This window comes from Stutzerimonas stutzeri, from assembly GCF_024448955.1.
Classification (GTDB): Bacteria; Pseudomonadota; Gammaproteobacteria; order Pseudomonadales; family Pseudomonadaceae; genus Stutzerimonas; species Stutzerimonas stutzeri_AQ.
The window spans coordinates 302,951-315,927 of record NZ_JAMOIH010000004.1 but is presented as its reverse complement, the minus strand read 5'-3'; the positions used below and the strand labels follow the sequence as shown (position 1 = coordinate 315,927).

General features: G+C 62.1%; 11 protein-coding genes. 2 read left to right on the top strand and 9 right to left on the bottom strand.

The genetic code is table 11. From position 1 onward, the window contains the following. Positions 1 to 198 precede the first annotated feature (198 nt). Positions 199 to 390 (top strand): hypothetical protein, encoded by a 192-nt coding sequence (locus NA645_RS06510; protein ID WP_256048084.1) that lies wholly within the window; start codon positions 199 to 201, stop codon positions 388 to 390. Positions 391 to 393: 3 nt separating this feature from the next. Then, positions 394 to 825 (top strand): GNAT family N-acetyltransferase, encoded by a 432-nt coding sequence (locus tag NA645_RS06505; protein ID WP_256048083.1) that lies wholly within the window; start codon positions 394 to 396, stop codon positions 823 to 825. A gap of 10 nt (positions 826 to 835) precedes the next feature. Here NA645_RS06505 and rlmF read toward each other — a convergent pair whose 3' ends face one another. The 9 genes from rlmF to NA645_RS06460 form a co-directional block, all read right to left on the bottom strand. Then, the gene (gene rlmF, locus NA645_RS06500; RefSeq protein WP_256048082.1) at positions 836 to 1,828 is read right to left on the bottom strand and encodes a 23S rRNA (adenine(1618)-N(6))-methyltransferase RlmF; all 993 of its coding nucleotides are present in this window, start codon (positions 1,826 to 1,828) and stop codon (positions 836 to 838) included. 43 nt (positions 1,829 to 1,871) lie between these two features. Next, positions 1,872 to 3,041, bottom strand: coding sequence for a YbfB/YjiJ family MFS transporter (locus NA645_RS06495; protein ID WP_256048081.1), 1,170 nt, complete (start codon positions 3,039 to 3,041; stop codon positions 1,872 to 1,874). Between the two features lie 85 nt (positions 3,042 to 3,126). After that, a complete protein-coding gene (locus NA645_RS06490; protein ID WP_256048080.1) occupies positions 3,127 to 4,956 on the bottom strand; it encodes an SLC13 family permease in 1,830 nt (609 codons plus the stop codon). A 12-nt stretch (positions 4,957 to 4,968) separates the two neighbouring features. Continuing rightward, positions 4,969 to 5,265, bottom strand: a complete 297-nt coding sequence (locus tag NA645_RS06485) for a winged helix-turn-helix domain-containing protein (RefSeq protein ID WP_256048079.1) — start codon at positions 5,263 to 5,265, stop codon at positions 4,969 to 4,971. A 291-nt stretch (positions 5,266 to 5,556) separates the two neighbouring features. Further along, positions 5,557 to 6,939: a sodium:proton antiporter NhaD gene (gene nhaD, locus NA645_RS06480; RefSeq protein ID WP_256048078.1), complete on the bottom strand. Its 1,383-nt coding sequence runs from the start codon at positions 6,937 to 6,939 to the stop codon at positions 5,557 to 5,559. Positions 6,940 to 7,378: 439 nt separating this feature from the next. Then, on the bottom strand, positions 7,379 to 10,213 hold the full coding sequence (locus tag NA645_RS06475) for a valine--tRNA ligase (RefSeq protein ID WP_256048077.1): 2,835 nt from the start codon (positions 10,211 to 10,213) through the stop codon (positions 7,379 to 7,381). A gap of 172 nt (positions 10,214 to 10,385) precedes the next feature. Then, on the bottom strand, positions 10,386 to 10,748 hold the full coding sequence (locus tag NA645_RS06470) for a DNA polymerase III subunit chi (protein WP_256048076.1): 363 nt from the start codon (positions 10,746 to 10,748) through the stop codon (positions 10,386 to 10,388). A 126-nt stretch (positions 10,749 to 10,874) separates the two neighbouring features. Continuing rightward, positions 10,875 to 11,294: a DNA polymerase III subunit chi gene (locus NA645_RS06465; RefSeq protein WP_256048075.1), complete on the bottom strand. Its 420-nt coding sequence runs from the start codon at positions 11,292 to 11,294 to the stop codon at positions 10,875 to 10,877. Between the two features lie 22 nt (positions 11,295 to 11,316). Beyond that, entirely contained in the window at positions 11,317 to 12,810 is a 1,494-nt protein-coding gene (locus tag NA645_RS06460) for a leucyl aminopeptidase (protein ID WP_256048074.1), read from the bottom strand. Between the last annotated feature and the right edge of the window lie 167 nt (positions 12,811 to 12,977).

Sequence of the window (12,977 nt, the reverse complement as noted above, 5' to 3'; positions counted from 1 at the left end):
GCCTTGCCTCGCGCAAAAACAGGCTCCGGCGCGGCCGCGTACGAAACGTCACCTTGGCGTTCTGGTAGTTTTTACGGGTGTTACGGAATCAATTCGCAGTAGATGGCTCCAACAAGCGAGACGATTGAAAGCTGTCGCAGAACCGTAACCAAAGCCCTGTAAAAAGCTGCGGCATGCAGTTATTGGAGCTACCGAACCATGTCCACTCTTACCGAACTCGCCCAACAGATCGTCCAACTCTATCCGTTGCAGGACAAGCGCGTCGGCAAGCGCTACCGCGTGGTCGGCGAGCTTGCTGGCATGACCGAGCTGGAAGAGCTCAATGGCGAGCCGCGTTACATCCAGACCATGGCGCTGAAGAACAAGCAGCTGTGGGACATGGCGATCTGAGCCATGCCCCGCGTGCGCGAAGCGCGCCGCGACGACGCTGTAACCATAGCTCGCCTGCTGGGCCAGCTTGGCTACCCGGCAAGCGATGAACTCATTGACAGTCGTCTTCAGCAACAACTCGATCATGACGATGCTTGTCTGCTGATGGCCGAGGGGGATGATGGCCAACTGCTCGGCTTCATCTCCCTGCACTTCATCGCACAGTTAGCTCTTGAGGGCGACTTCTGCCGGATCAGCTATCTCTGCGTCGACTCGACGGCACGCAGCCGGGGGATCGGGGAGCTGCTGGTGCGGGCTGCCGAGCAGCGTGCTCGAGGTCGCGGTTGTGATCGCATGGAACTTCATTGCGATGTTCGACGCGACGCGGCTCACCGCTTCTATGCACGACTGGGTTATGAGGATGCGCCCAAGTACTTCCGACGTTCGCTGAGTTGAATCAGCCTGGCTAACGCTTCCAACGTGTCGAGCGCCACTCGTTCTGCTGCGCTTCGTTCAGGAAGGTCCAGGCGACGAAGCGGCTGCGCTTCTGCCCTTGTGACATCTCCGAGACGAGTATCTGATGGGCGCCGAGTTTTTTCAGCCATGCCTGCAGCGGTTGCACATTGCCCGCCTTGGATACCAACGTACTGAACCAGCAGACTTGCTCTGCCACGCCACGGCTTTCGTCCGCCAATCGAGCGATGAATGCCGCTTCCCCGCCTTCACACCAGAGCTCCGCCGCCTGGCCGCCGAAGTTCCGTGCCGGAAGCTTGCGCTTCGGGTCGAGCTTGCCGAGGTTGCGCCATTTGCGCTGGCTGCCGCTGTTGGCCTCGGCCTGGGAGGCATGGAAAGGCGGGTTGCAGAGCGTGATGTCGAATCGGTCGTCAGGCTGGACGAGATTCTCGAAGATGTGTCGCGAGTCTATCTGTTGACGCAACGTGATGCTCTTGCCGAGCCCGTTCGCCGCGACGATGGTGCGCGCCGAAGCCAGAGCGATTGCGTCGATATCCGAGCCGGTGAAGCGCCAGCCGTATTCGCGTAGACCGATCAGCGGATAGATGCAGTTGGCGCCGGTGCCGATGTCCAGTGCGTGGATCCTGCCGCCGCGGGGTATCTCACCGGCGTTTTGGGTGGCCAGCAGATCGGCCAGGCCATGCAGGTAGTCGGCCCGCCCGGGAATCGGCGGGCACAGGTAGCCCGCTGGAATGTCCCAGTGGGCGATGCCGTAGAACTGCTTGAGCAATGCCCGGTTGAACACCCGCACCGCATCCGGGTTGGCGAAATCGATGCTCTGCTTGCCGTATGGGTTGAGAATTACGTACTCGGCCAGCTCTGGACTGGCGGCGATCAGCGCCGGGAAATCGTAGCGCCCGGTGTGGCGATTGCGCGGATGCAGCGTGGCCGTGCCGCTGGCCGGCTTGGCGGCGCGTGATTGGCTATTGGCTTTTGGGACGTTCATGTTCGGCTGCTGTAACGATGAAGTCGGCATTGTCCCACAGCTTTCAGGCGCGGCGTGGGACCAGCAGCATCCAGATCAGCCCCCACAGCAGCGCGCCCGCACCAAGCCAGAAGGCGCTGTGCAGGCTGCCGCCCATGCCCATCCAGACGCTGGTCAGCCAGGGAGCGGCGAGTTGCGTCAGGCCGTAAAAGGCGATCAGCGCAGCCGATAAGCGCGGCCCCTGATGTGGATGCAGCGTGCGCGCCAGCCGCTGGGTCAGCAGCACCGTGCCGAGAAACGTACTGCCGACCAGCACGGCGCAGAGCAGGATGCCCGGCGCACTCGGCAGCAACAGGGCAGCCAGCACGCCGATCAGTTGAGTGACATAGCTCAAACGCAGTGCCCGGACATCGCCAAGCAGGGCGCCCAACCGATTCCACAGCCAAGGCGAGGGAAGCGTCGCGAGCGCCACCACCAGCCAACTACTTTCGATCAGGAAATCACCGGGCTCCACCTGCAGCCGCGCCACCATCGGCAGAAAGGTCATCGGCAAGATGTAGCCCATGCCAGCGCCGGCATAGGCCAAAAACAGAGGTGTGCTGGCGCGATCCAGCAGCCGTCCGCTGCGGGTATGCGCGGCGTCTTCCGTCGTTGTGTCCTCGGGTATGTCCAGCCGCGCCAGTTGGCGCCAGCCCCACCAAGCCAGCGGGATTGAAAGCAACGCCGCCGGCCACCAACGATCGGCGCCTGCCAGCACGCCGTTGCTCAGGCTCACCAGCAGGCTGGAGAGAATCAGCCCAACGCAAACGCCCAGGTAAACCAGACCGCTGGATGACACGCGCCGATGCCGCGCAAGCCATTCCAGAACCAGCGAAGGGGCCTGAACGAACACTAACCCGTTGCTGATGCCATTGAGCAGACGCAGCGCCGAAAGCGACTCCGCTGACTCGGCCTGGGTCTGTGCCAGGGTGGTCAGCACGTGCACTATCAGCGCCCAAGGCAGGCTTCGGCGGATCTGTGTGACCCGATGCCAGCGCAACGCCAGCAGCGCGCCGATCAGGTAGCCGAGGTAGTTCCAACTGGCGATGCTCGCGCCTTGTTGCACGGTTAACAGCCCGTCTTCCACCAGCCACGGCAGTAGCGGCGTATAGACGAAACGACCGAGGCCGTGAACGACGAGCAACAGCGTGGCTCCGGCCAGCAGGACAGGGAATAGGGCGGGGCGTTGGGTCATTGATTCGGACCAGGCGAGCGTGGAGGGCGTCAGCTTAACGGCAGCATTGGTCAGGCGACCACGCTACGGATGGCTGATAGAAATTTCAAAGCGGGAAGAGCAGCGGCACCATTAACACCGATGTCAGCATGACCAACAAGGTGAAGGGCACACCGATGCGCACAAAATCCGCGAAACGATAGTTGCCTGGGCCAATCACCAGGGTATTCACGGGCGAAGAAATCGGCGTCATGAACGCGGCTGAGGCGGCCAGTGCGATGATCATGGCGAAGGGGTAGGGCGATGCGCCAATTTGCTCGGCCGTGGAAATCGCCACCGGCGCCATCAATACCGCGGTTGCGGTATTGGAGATGAACAGGCCGATGATGGCCGTGAGTAGAAACAGGCAGGCCAGCAACGCCTGCGGGCCGGCGTCGCCAAACAGGCCGATCAGCGCGGATACCGCCAGTGCTATCCCGCCGGTCTTTTCCAGCGCAAGGGCGAACGGCAGCATGCCGACGATCAGCACCAGGCTTTGCCAGTGGATGGCCTTGTAGGCGCTGTCCATGTCGATGCAGCGGAACAGCCCCATGACCAGGCAGCCGATCAGCGCGGCGAGCACGTTGGGCACCACGCCGCTGACCATCAGCACTATCATCACGGCCAGCCCCAGCAAGGCGAAAGGCGCCTGATTGGCGGCTGGTGCTACGTCATCGACCTCGGCGGGCAGGCTCAAGACCAGGAAATCACGGCGCATGCCTTGCAGGCGATGTATATGTTTCCAGCCGCCGGCTACCAGCAGGGTGTCGGCGGGTTTGAGTTTTTCATCGACCAGCAAGCCTTGCAGCGCCTCGTGGTTGCGCCGCAGACCGACTACGTTGAGCTTGTGCTTGGAGCGGAAGCCCAGCTCCTGAATGGTCTTGCCGGGCAAACGCGAATCCGGTGGCAGCGCCACTTCCGCCAGGCCCAGCTCGCGGGAGTGATCGCCATAGTAGGAAGTGTCGAGCTGCAGCGGCTCGAGCCCCAGTTCGTCGTAAGCGCCAAGCAGCCCGATTGCCGGGCTCGCCAGGTCAACCAGCAATACGTCCCCCACAAGCAATTGGGTATTGCCGGTGGCGATCAACAATAGACGGCGGAAACGCTGTTGGCGCTCGATGCCGATGACATTGATGCCGTACTGGGAGCGAAGCTGCAGCTCGTCGAGTGCCTGGTTGGCCAGCGGCGATGAGGGCAGTACGCGAAGACGGCGTTCGCGTTCGGGTAGCCGGTAGCGTTGGGCCAGGGCGGCAAGCGTGTCGCGGGGCTCGACGGTGCTGTGCGGATCGCTCGACTGCCCAAGCCAGCGCCGCGCCAGCAGCATGTAGGCGATGCCCAGCAGCAGGATGGTCAACCCGATGGGCGCGAAGCTGAAAAAGGCGAAGCCGTCCAGGCCGGCGCGTCGCAGCTCACTGTGCACCACCATGTTCGGCGGTGTGGCAACCAGCGTGAGCATGCCGCTCATCAAGCCGGCAAACGCCAACGGCATCATCAGGCGGCGGGGCGATACATTCATCTTTGCAGCGATGCTCAGCACCACCGGAATGAAGATGGCGACCACGCCGGTCGAACTCATCACCGAGCCCAATCCGGCAACGGCAAGCATCAGCAGTACCAGCAGGCGTGTCTCGCTGCTTCCTGCCGAGCGCATCAGCCACTCGCCCAGGCGATAAGCGATGCCAGTGCGGACAAGGCCGTTGCCGATCACGAACAAAGCGGCAATCAGCACGACGCTGGGGTCGCTGAACCCGGCCAATGCCTCGGCAACGCTAAGGATTCCGGTCAGCGGAAGGGCGACCATGGCCAGCAGCGCGACGACATCCATCCGCGGCCGGTTGAGGATGAACAGCCCGACGCAGGTGGCCAGCAATGCCAAGACCAGCAACAGATCGACGTTCATGCTGAACGGCGGTCAGGGGTAGCCGAGAACGGATTTGAGCTGGGGCAGGTTGCGCTCGATCCAATGGCGGTCGATCGCGCCCCAGTCGTGGATGCGGTATTGACCGGCGTTATGCCGCTCGCCGTCCTCCTGGGCGAAGCGGCAGTCGATATCGAGATCGGCCAGTGCGGTCAGGGTGTCTTGGGCTGTGCGTCTCGGCATCCCGGTCGCGGCGACCAGCGCGGGCACGCTGGTGGCTGCACCGGTATCGATCAGCCAGGCGACGTAGAGTCGACGGTAGAAACTGCTTCTGGTTTTGCTGACAGTCATCACGGTTCCATGACGGTGGTTCTGTGCTGTTGAGCCTATGCGAAGGCTTCAACGGCACAGAACGAGGCGTATCGATTAACAGGCCGTTGAAGAACGTTAGCGAGGCAGGCAAGACAAGGCAAAAACAGGCGAGGAAGCGGACCGGGCTCGCGTACGAGTTTAGGTGTTCTAAATGAGCATTACTCACTTCGTTCGCCCTTCGGGCCGCGCTGAAGCGCGTTAGCCGCAAGCGGCTTGCCGAGCCTATTTTTAACGCAGTCTTGCCAACGCAGGTAGTTTTTCTACGGCCTGTTAACGCAGCGCGAGCATGCCGATGTAGGTAACGGCGCCGGCTGTGTAGCCGAGGAAGGCCAGTAGGCTGACGCGCTTGATATACCAAGTGAAGCTGATCCTCTCCATGCCCATCGCTGCAACACCCGCCGCTGAGCCGATGATCAGCGTGCTACCGCCAGTGCCGGCGCAGTAGGCGAGCATTTCCCAGAAATTGCCATCGACGACAAATTGCGAGAGCCATGCGGTTTCGTCAGTCGCGGCTTCGGCAAGCATAGCCGGACTGACCAGCGGGTACATTTTCATCGAGCCGGCAACCAGCGGCACGTTGTCGACTACAGCCGATAGCAGGCCGATAGCGTAGTTGATGGGATAGATGTGGCCCATCGTCTCGCGTAGCGCCGTAGCGACCTGGGTCAGGTGACCGGCAGTCGCCAGTGCCGCGACGGCCAGCAGGATGCCAAGAAAGAACAGCACGCTTGGGGTATCGACCTTGCGCAGCACGCCGACGACCGACAGCGGATGTTTGTCCTCGTCATTCTTATGGCGGTGGATGAATTCGGTGGTGATCCAAAGCACTCCGAGGCCGAAGAGGATGCCCATGTAAGGCGGCAGATGTGTAACGGTTTTGAAGATCGGCACGAACAGCAGGGCCCCGAGGCCGAGCGCCAGAACCAGGTTGCGCTCGAACGGAGTGGTAGCCGATGAGCTGTGTTCGGCAAGGTGAGCCCGCACGCGTGGCCGCGGCGCCTCGCCACGCAAGCGGAAGCTGAGGATGATCAATGGCACCAATAGGCAGACCAGGCTGGGCAGGAACAGGCCGGTGATAACTCCGGAGGCGGTGATCTGGCCACCGATCCAGAGCATGGTAGTGGTCACGTCGCCAATCGGCGACCAGGCACCGCCGGCGTTGGCGGCGATCACCACGATGCCCACGTATAGCCAGCGTTCCGGACGCCCGCGGATCAGTTTGCGTAGCAGCGAAACCATAACGATCGTAGTGGTCAGGTTGTCCAGCGCCGCTGACAGGAAGAAGGTCAGGAAGCCGATGATCCATAGCAGATGAACGCGCTTGCGTGTCTGGATGCGGTCGGTGATGGCCTTGAAGCCCTCGTGGGAGTCGATCAGCTCGACGATGGTCATCGCGCCGAGCAGAAAGAACAGAATCTCCGAGATTTCGCCGAGGTGGTGGCGCAACGATTCGACCACCACGGCCGATGAGTCGCCTGGATCATGACTGCCTGGTTGCAGCAGCGGCAGAATGCTGTCCGCGCCTAATATCAGTACGGTCCAGGTCAGCACTGCGGTGAGCAGCGCGGCGGCGGCTTTGTCGATCTTGAGTGGGTGTTCGAAGGCTATACAGAGATAGCCCAGAACAAACACAACAGCCATGAGTGCATACATCGGAAGGGCTCCATCTTGAGAAACCGGACCGGCGGTTCGGAATGCCGAATGGCTCGGTCATTGGCAGGCTCAAAATGGCGATGGGCTTTAGCGAGTGAAGTAAGTTAGAAAACCGTATACGGAAAGGTAGTACCTGCGTGTGACGGTCGCGTACGGCTGCCCGGTCGGGCTCGCTGTGCTGCGGGCTTAGTTCATGTCGTAGAGCTTCTGCGTTGGCTCGGCCTGCCAGTTGTTATTCGGGATTTTGTTGTGAGGCATATTGTACCGGCGGTGCCGGTTATAACTTGTCACTGATCAAGCGCGATTCAAACAGGCTGGCGTTCGGTTTACGGTAAGGCTGGAGATGACCGTGGCGCTCAAGACGAAGAGCGCCAGCAGGTGCCAGCGCACTCCGTTTTGCTACTGAACGCAACGGCGAGCCGCTGCGATCAGCTATCCATCACAGCCCGGCGATGCGCTCGCGCTGTTCCACCAGTCGGGCTTTTGCCTGTTCGGCTTCGGCCAGTTTGGCGCGTTCCTTGTCGATCACCTCGGCCGGCGCCTTGTCGACGAAGCCGGCGTTGGAGAGCTTGCCGCCGACGCGCTTGACTTCGCCGTCGAGGCGGCCAATTTCCTTGTCCAGGCGCGCCAGTTCGGCGTCCTTGTCGATCAGGCCAGCCATGGGCACCAGTACCTGCAGGTCGCCGACCAGGGCGGTGGCGGACAGCGGTGCCTCTTCGCCTTCGCTAAGCACTCGGACGCTTTCGAGCTTGGCCAGCTTCTTCAACAGCGGCTCGTTCTCGCCGAGGCGGCGCAGGTCCGTTTCCGAGGCATTGCCTAGCACCACGTCGATGCGCTTGGCCATGGAGATATTCATCTCGCCACGGATCTGGCGAATGCCCAGCATGAACGCCTTGACCCACTCGATATCGCCTTCCGCTGCATCATCGAGGCGCTCGGGGTTGTATTCCGGCCAGGGTTGCAGCATCAGGGTCGGACCGGTCTTGCCTGCCAGCGGCGCGACGCGTTGCCAGATTTCCTCGGTGATGAAGGGCATGAACGGATGCGCCAGACGCAGAGCGGTTTCCAGTACGCGCACCAGGGTGCGGCGGGTGCCTCGCTGGCGTTCGGCGCTTGCGGTTTCGTCCCAGAGCACTGGCTTGACCAGTTCCAGATACCAGGCGCAGTACTCGTCCCAGACGAATTCGTATAGGGCTTGTGCAGCCAGGTCGAAACGGAAGTTTTCCAGCTGGCGGGTCACTTCGGCTTCGGTGCGCTGCAGCGCGGAGATGATCCAGCGGTCCACGGAGGACAGCTCGACAGCCTCGCCATTGACGCCGGTGTCCTTGCCCTCGGTATTCTCGAAGACGAAGTTGGCAGCGTTCCACAGCTTGTTGCAGAAGTTGCGGTAGCCCTCGACGCGGCCCATGTCGAACTTGATGTCGCGGCCCGTGGAGGCCAGCGAGCAGAAGGTGAAGCGCAGCGCATCGGTTCCGTAGCTGGCGATGCCTTCGGGGAATTCGGCGCGGGTCTGCTTGGCGATCTTCTCGGCCAGCTTGGGCTGCATCATGCCGCTGGTGCGTTTTTGCAGCAGTTCGTCCAGGGTGATGCCGTCGACGATGTCCAGCGGGTCGAGCACGTTGCCCTTGGACTTGGACATCTTCTGGCCTTGGCCATCGCGCACCAGGCCGTGCACGTAGACGGTCTTGAACGGGATCTGCCCGGTCAGGTGGGTCGACAGCATGATCATCCGAGCGACCCAGAAGAAGATGATGTCGAAGCCGGTGACCAGCACGTCGGTGGGGTGGAAGGTCTTGAGGAAGTCGGTCTGCTCGGGCCAGCCGAGCGTGGAGAAGGTCCACAAGCCGGAGCTGAACCAGGTGTCCAGCACGTCCTCGTCCTGACGCAGTTCCACTTCGTTGCCGAGGTTGTGCTTGCGGCGCACTTCCATCTCGTCGCGACCGACGTAGACGTGGCCGGCCTCGTCGTACCAGGCCGGGATGCGGTGGCCCCACCAGAGCTGGCGGCTGATGCACCAATCCTGGATGTCGCGCATCCAGCTGAAGTACATGTTCTCGTACTGTTTGGGCACGAACTGGATCTCGCCGCTTTCCACCGCTGCGATGGCTTTCTCTGCCAGCGGCTTGGTGGAGACGTACCACTGGTCTGTCAGCCAGGGCTCGATCACGGTGCCGGAACGGTCGCCGCGTGGGACCTTTAGCGCGTGGTCGTCGATCTTTTCCAGCAGGCTCATGGCCTCGAATTCGGCGACGATGGCCTTGCGTGCATCGAAGCGATCCATGTGCGCGTAGCCATCCGGCAGAGACGCGTCGATTCGGTCGTTTGGTGTGCCATCGAGGTGGAACACCTGGGCGCGGGCGAGGACTGCTGCGTTCTCGTCGAAGATGTTGATCAGCGGCAGGCGGTGGCGCTTGCCAACTTCATAGTCGTTGAAGTCGTGAGCCGGGGTGATCTTCACGCAACCGGTGCCGAACTCTAGGTCGACGTAGTCGTCGGCGACGATAGGGATCAGGCGATTGACCAGCGGCAGCATGATGTGGCGGCCGATCAGGTCCTTGTAGCGCTCGTCCTCGGGATGTACCGCGACGGCGGCATCGCCGAGCATGGTTTCCGGGCGGGTGGTGGCGACCACCAGATAGTCCTTGCCATCGGCAGTGCGCGCGCCGTCAGCCAGCGGGTAGCGCAGATGCCAGAGGTGGCCCTTCTCGTCGTGGTTTTCCACTTCCAGGTCGGAAATGGCGGTGTGCAGCTTGGTGTCCCAGTTGACCAGGCGCTTGCCGCGATAGATCAGGCCGTCCTCGTGCAGGCGCACGAAGGCTTCCTTGACCGCTTCGGACAAGCCCTCGTCCATGGTGAAGCGTTCGCGCGACCAGTCCACCGAGGAGCCCAGGCGGCGAATCTGCCGGGTAATGTTGCCACCGGACTCGTGCTTCCACTCCCAGACCTTCTCGAGAAACTTGGCGCGGCCCAGGTCGTGGCGGTTGACGCCTTGGGCGCCCAGCTGGCGTTCGACCACCATCTGCGTAGCGATGCCCGCGTGGTCGGTGCCCGGCTGCCACAGGGTGTTGCGGCCCTGCATGCGGTGGAAGCGGATCAGCGCGTCCATGATGGCATTGTTGAAGCCATGGCCCATGTGCAGGCTGCCGGTGACGTTCGGCGGCGGGATCATGATGGTGTAGGGCTCGCCCGAACCCTGGGGTGCGAAATAGTTGTTCGATTCCCAGGTCTGGTACCAGGAAGTCTCGATGGCGTGGGGCTGGTAGGTCTTGTCCATTCGGCGGGACCCTTAGAACGGCTGGTCGGAAAAACCGGAGAGTATAAAGGTAAGTACGCGAGCGGCAGAACCGCAATGGCGCTTTTATCGCGCCACGATCGAGGTGACAGCTGGTCTGGGCTGGGTTGGAAGGGTGCTATCGAAAAGCGACCTGAGTTGTCGTATCGGCAGCTCAGGGGCGGTGGGTCTTGATCAGTTGCTCGGCTCGAGCTTCCAGTCGATGTCGCAGCTCGGCTTCGATCTGTGGAACGAAGTCGTCGATCACTTCTTGCAAGATCAATTGCGCGGCGGTGCGCAACTCGAGATCGAGATGACGCTCGGCCAAGGTACGAAACGCCGTACGGACGGCGGGTTCGCGGGGCTCCGGCTCTGGCTGGCTTGTTGCGGAAGCTGCGGGTTGGACGATTTCCGAGAGCACAGGGATGCTGTCCGGATCCAGCGTCTCGCTCAACGCGGGCGGGTCCTGATCTCCTAGCAGCGCACGGATGGACTCCAGGTCGTCGAGTAGATGGGTGGGTTTCGGCGTTTGCGTCATGTACGGTGGTTTCCGGAGATTAAGCGTCCAGATGATCGTGGCGCTCGTTAACGGGATGAGCCCGATGCCTATCGTTGTTGACTCGTCGATAAGGCGATGAGTTCGCCGAACCCAGCGGCACTGGCGCTACAGTTCGACTCGCTTCGGTTCATAGCCACGTTGCCGATAGAGGCGGAAATTGTCCCGGCAAAGGTTTAGTAGCTCCGGTTGCTGGTTGACGATCTCGATCACGCGGCTGAACTGATCGGTATGTGGCGATAGCGTTGGCGCCAGATTGATCAGCAGACCTTGCGCAGTGGTGGGCGGTTGCTCCGTACCGATCACTACCGGCGCATGCGGATCGTCGTCGTGCAGTTCGTGCGGTATGAAGCGTTCGGCGCGAAAGCTCCACAGCAACTCGTCCAGCTCGCCGCACTGTTGGCTATCGTCGCAGCGAATGAACACCGGCATCCCGTGCTGCCAGCCCTTGCTCGCCAGCAGGCAGGCCGCTCTGGCACGGCCTGCCGGTTCGCTATCGGGCAATACGTAAAACTCGACCCGTGTCATGTCCGGTTCCCGCTCGCCTGTCTCATGCCTGCTCGACTCGATCCAGGAGGTACTGGGTCAGCAGGGGCACAGGACGGCCGCTGGCGCCTTTTTCCTTGCCGCCACTGATCCAGGCGGTGCCGGCGACGTCCAGGTGCGCCCAGGGATAAGCCTTGGTGAAGCGCGAGAGGAAGCAGGCGGCGGTGATCGTGCCGGCCTTGGGGCCACCAATGTTGGCGATGTCGGCGAACGGGCTGTCCAGTTGCTCCTGGTATTCGTCGAACAGCGGCAGTTGCCAGGCGCGGTCATCGGCTTTCTGGCCGGCGCCCAGCACCTGCTGCAGCAGCGCGTCGTCATTGCCCAGCAGGCCCGAAGTATTGCTGCCCAGGGCAACGATGCAGGCGCCGGTCAGCGTGGCGACGTCGATCACGGCGCGCGGCTTGAAACGCTCGGCATAGGTCAGCGTGTCGCAAAGCACCAGGCGACCTTCGGCGTCGGTGTTGAGAATCTCGACGGTCTGGCCGCTCATGGTAGTGACGATGTCGCCCGGACGCGTGGCCTTGCCGCTCGGCATGTTCTCCGCGCAAGCCAGCAGGCCGACCAGATTGATAGGCAGCTGCAGTTCCAATGCCGCGCGGAAGGTGCCGAGCACGCTGGCCGCGCCGCACATGTCGTATTTCATTTCGTCCATGCCCAGGCCGGGCTTGAGGCTAATGCCGCCGGTATCGAAGGTAATGCCCTTGCCGACGAGCGCGTAGGGCTGCTCGCCTTTCTTGCCACCGTTGTACTGCATGACCACGATGCAGCCTGGCTGGTCGCTGCCCTGGGACACGGCGAGGAAGGCGCCGGCACCGAGTTCGCGCAGCTTGTTCTCGTCCAGCACTTCGACTTTAAGCCCCTTGAATGCCTTGCCAAGCTGCCTGGCCTGTTCGGCCATATAGCTGGGGTGGCATATGTTCGGCGGCAGGTTGCCCAGGTCGCGGGCGAAGCTCATTCCGGCGGCGATTGCGGTGGCGTGGCGTGCGGCTTGCTCGGTCTGGGTCTGGCTTGCCTTGTCGGCGAGTAGGGTGATCCTGCCGAGCGCCGGCGCGTCGCTCTTCTTGCTCTTGAACTGATCGAATCGGTACTGACCGTCCGCCAGCACTTCGACCAGCATGCGGGTGCATGCATAGATATCACGGTCCTTGACCTGAACATCCTGCACGGCAAAGGTCGCATCACTGCCACCAAGGTTCTTGAGGGCGCCAAGTGCGGCGCTGGCGGTTTTGCGCCATTGGCGGGCGTCTAGTTCGTCCGCCTTGCCGATGCCAACCAGCAATACGCGCTCGGCCTTGAGGCCCGGTACGCTGTGGAGTAGCAGGGTCTGGCCCGGTTTGCCTTGCAGGTCGCCGCGCTTGAGTACGGTGCTGACGGTTCCGCCGCTGGCCTGGTCCACGCTCTGCGCAGTAGCCCCGAGCAGTTGCCCCTCGGCAACTGGCAGAACCAGGGTGGCTGTTTTGGCCGCAGCGGCTTTGGTTGTTTTTACAACGAATTCCATGGCGTCGAGTCCCCAAGACAAAGAGTCGGGTTTGCAGGATAATGCCGGGCCTATTTTCCGGTGGTTCGTCCACCGGGGCGTTGAGAGTGCTGCGTGAATCCAACGTCCTGTTGCGGGCGGACCGGCTGTTGGCGGCTAGTTTGAGCGTAGCCGCCGGAGCCTGACAA

Coding starts and splice junctions, on each gene's coding strand:
- NA645_RS06510 (WP_256048084.1), top strand. CDS start 199: ATGTCCACTCTTACCGAACTCGCCCAACAGATCGTCCAACTCTATCCG.
- NA645_RS06505 (WP_256048083.1), top strand. CDS start 394: ATGCCCCGCGTGCGCGAAGCGCGCCGCGACGACGCTGTAACCATAGCT.
- rlmF (WP_256048082.1), bottom strand. CDS start 1,828: ATGAACGTCCCAAAAGCCAATAGCCAATCACGCGCCGCCAAGCCGGCC.
- NA645_RS06495 (WP_256048081.1), bottom strand. CDS start 3,041: ATGACCCAACGCCCCGCCCTATTCCCTGTCCTGCTGGCCGGAGCCACG.
- NA645_RS06490 (WP_256048080.1), bottom strand. CDS start 4,956: ATGAACGTCGATCTGTTGCTGGTCTTGGCATTGCTGGCCACCTGCGTC.
- NA645_RS06485 (WP_256048079.1), bottom strand. CDS start 5,265: ATGACTGTCAGCAAAACCAGAAGCAGTTTCTACCGTCGACTCTACGTC.
- nhaD (WP_256048078.1), bottom strand. CDS start 6,939: ATGTATGCACTCATGGCTGTTGTGTTTGTTCTGGGCTATCTCTGTATA.
- NA645_RS06475 (WP_256048077.1), bottom strand. CDS start 10,213: ATGGACAAGACCTACCAGCCCCACGCCATCGAGACTTCCTGGTACCAG.
- NA645_RS06470 (WP_256048076.1), bottom strand. CDS start 10,748: ATGACGCAAACGCCGAAACCCACCCATCTACTCGACGACCTGGAGTCC.
- NA645_RS06465 (WP_256048075.1), bottom strand. CDS start 11,294: ATGACACGGGTCGAGTTTTACGTATTGCCCGATAGCGAACCGGCAGGC.
- NA645_RS06460 (WP_256048074.1), bottom strand. CDS start 12,810: ATGGAATTCGTTGTAAAAACAACCAAAGCCGCTGCGGCCAAAACAGCC.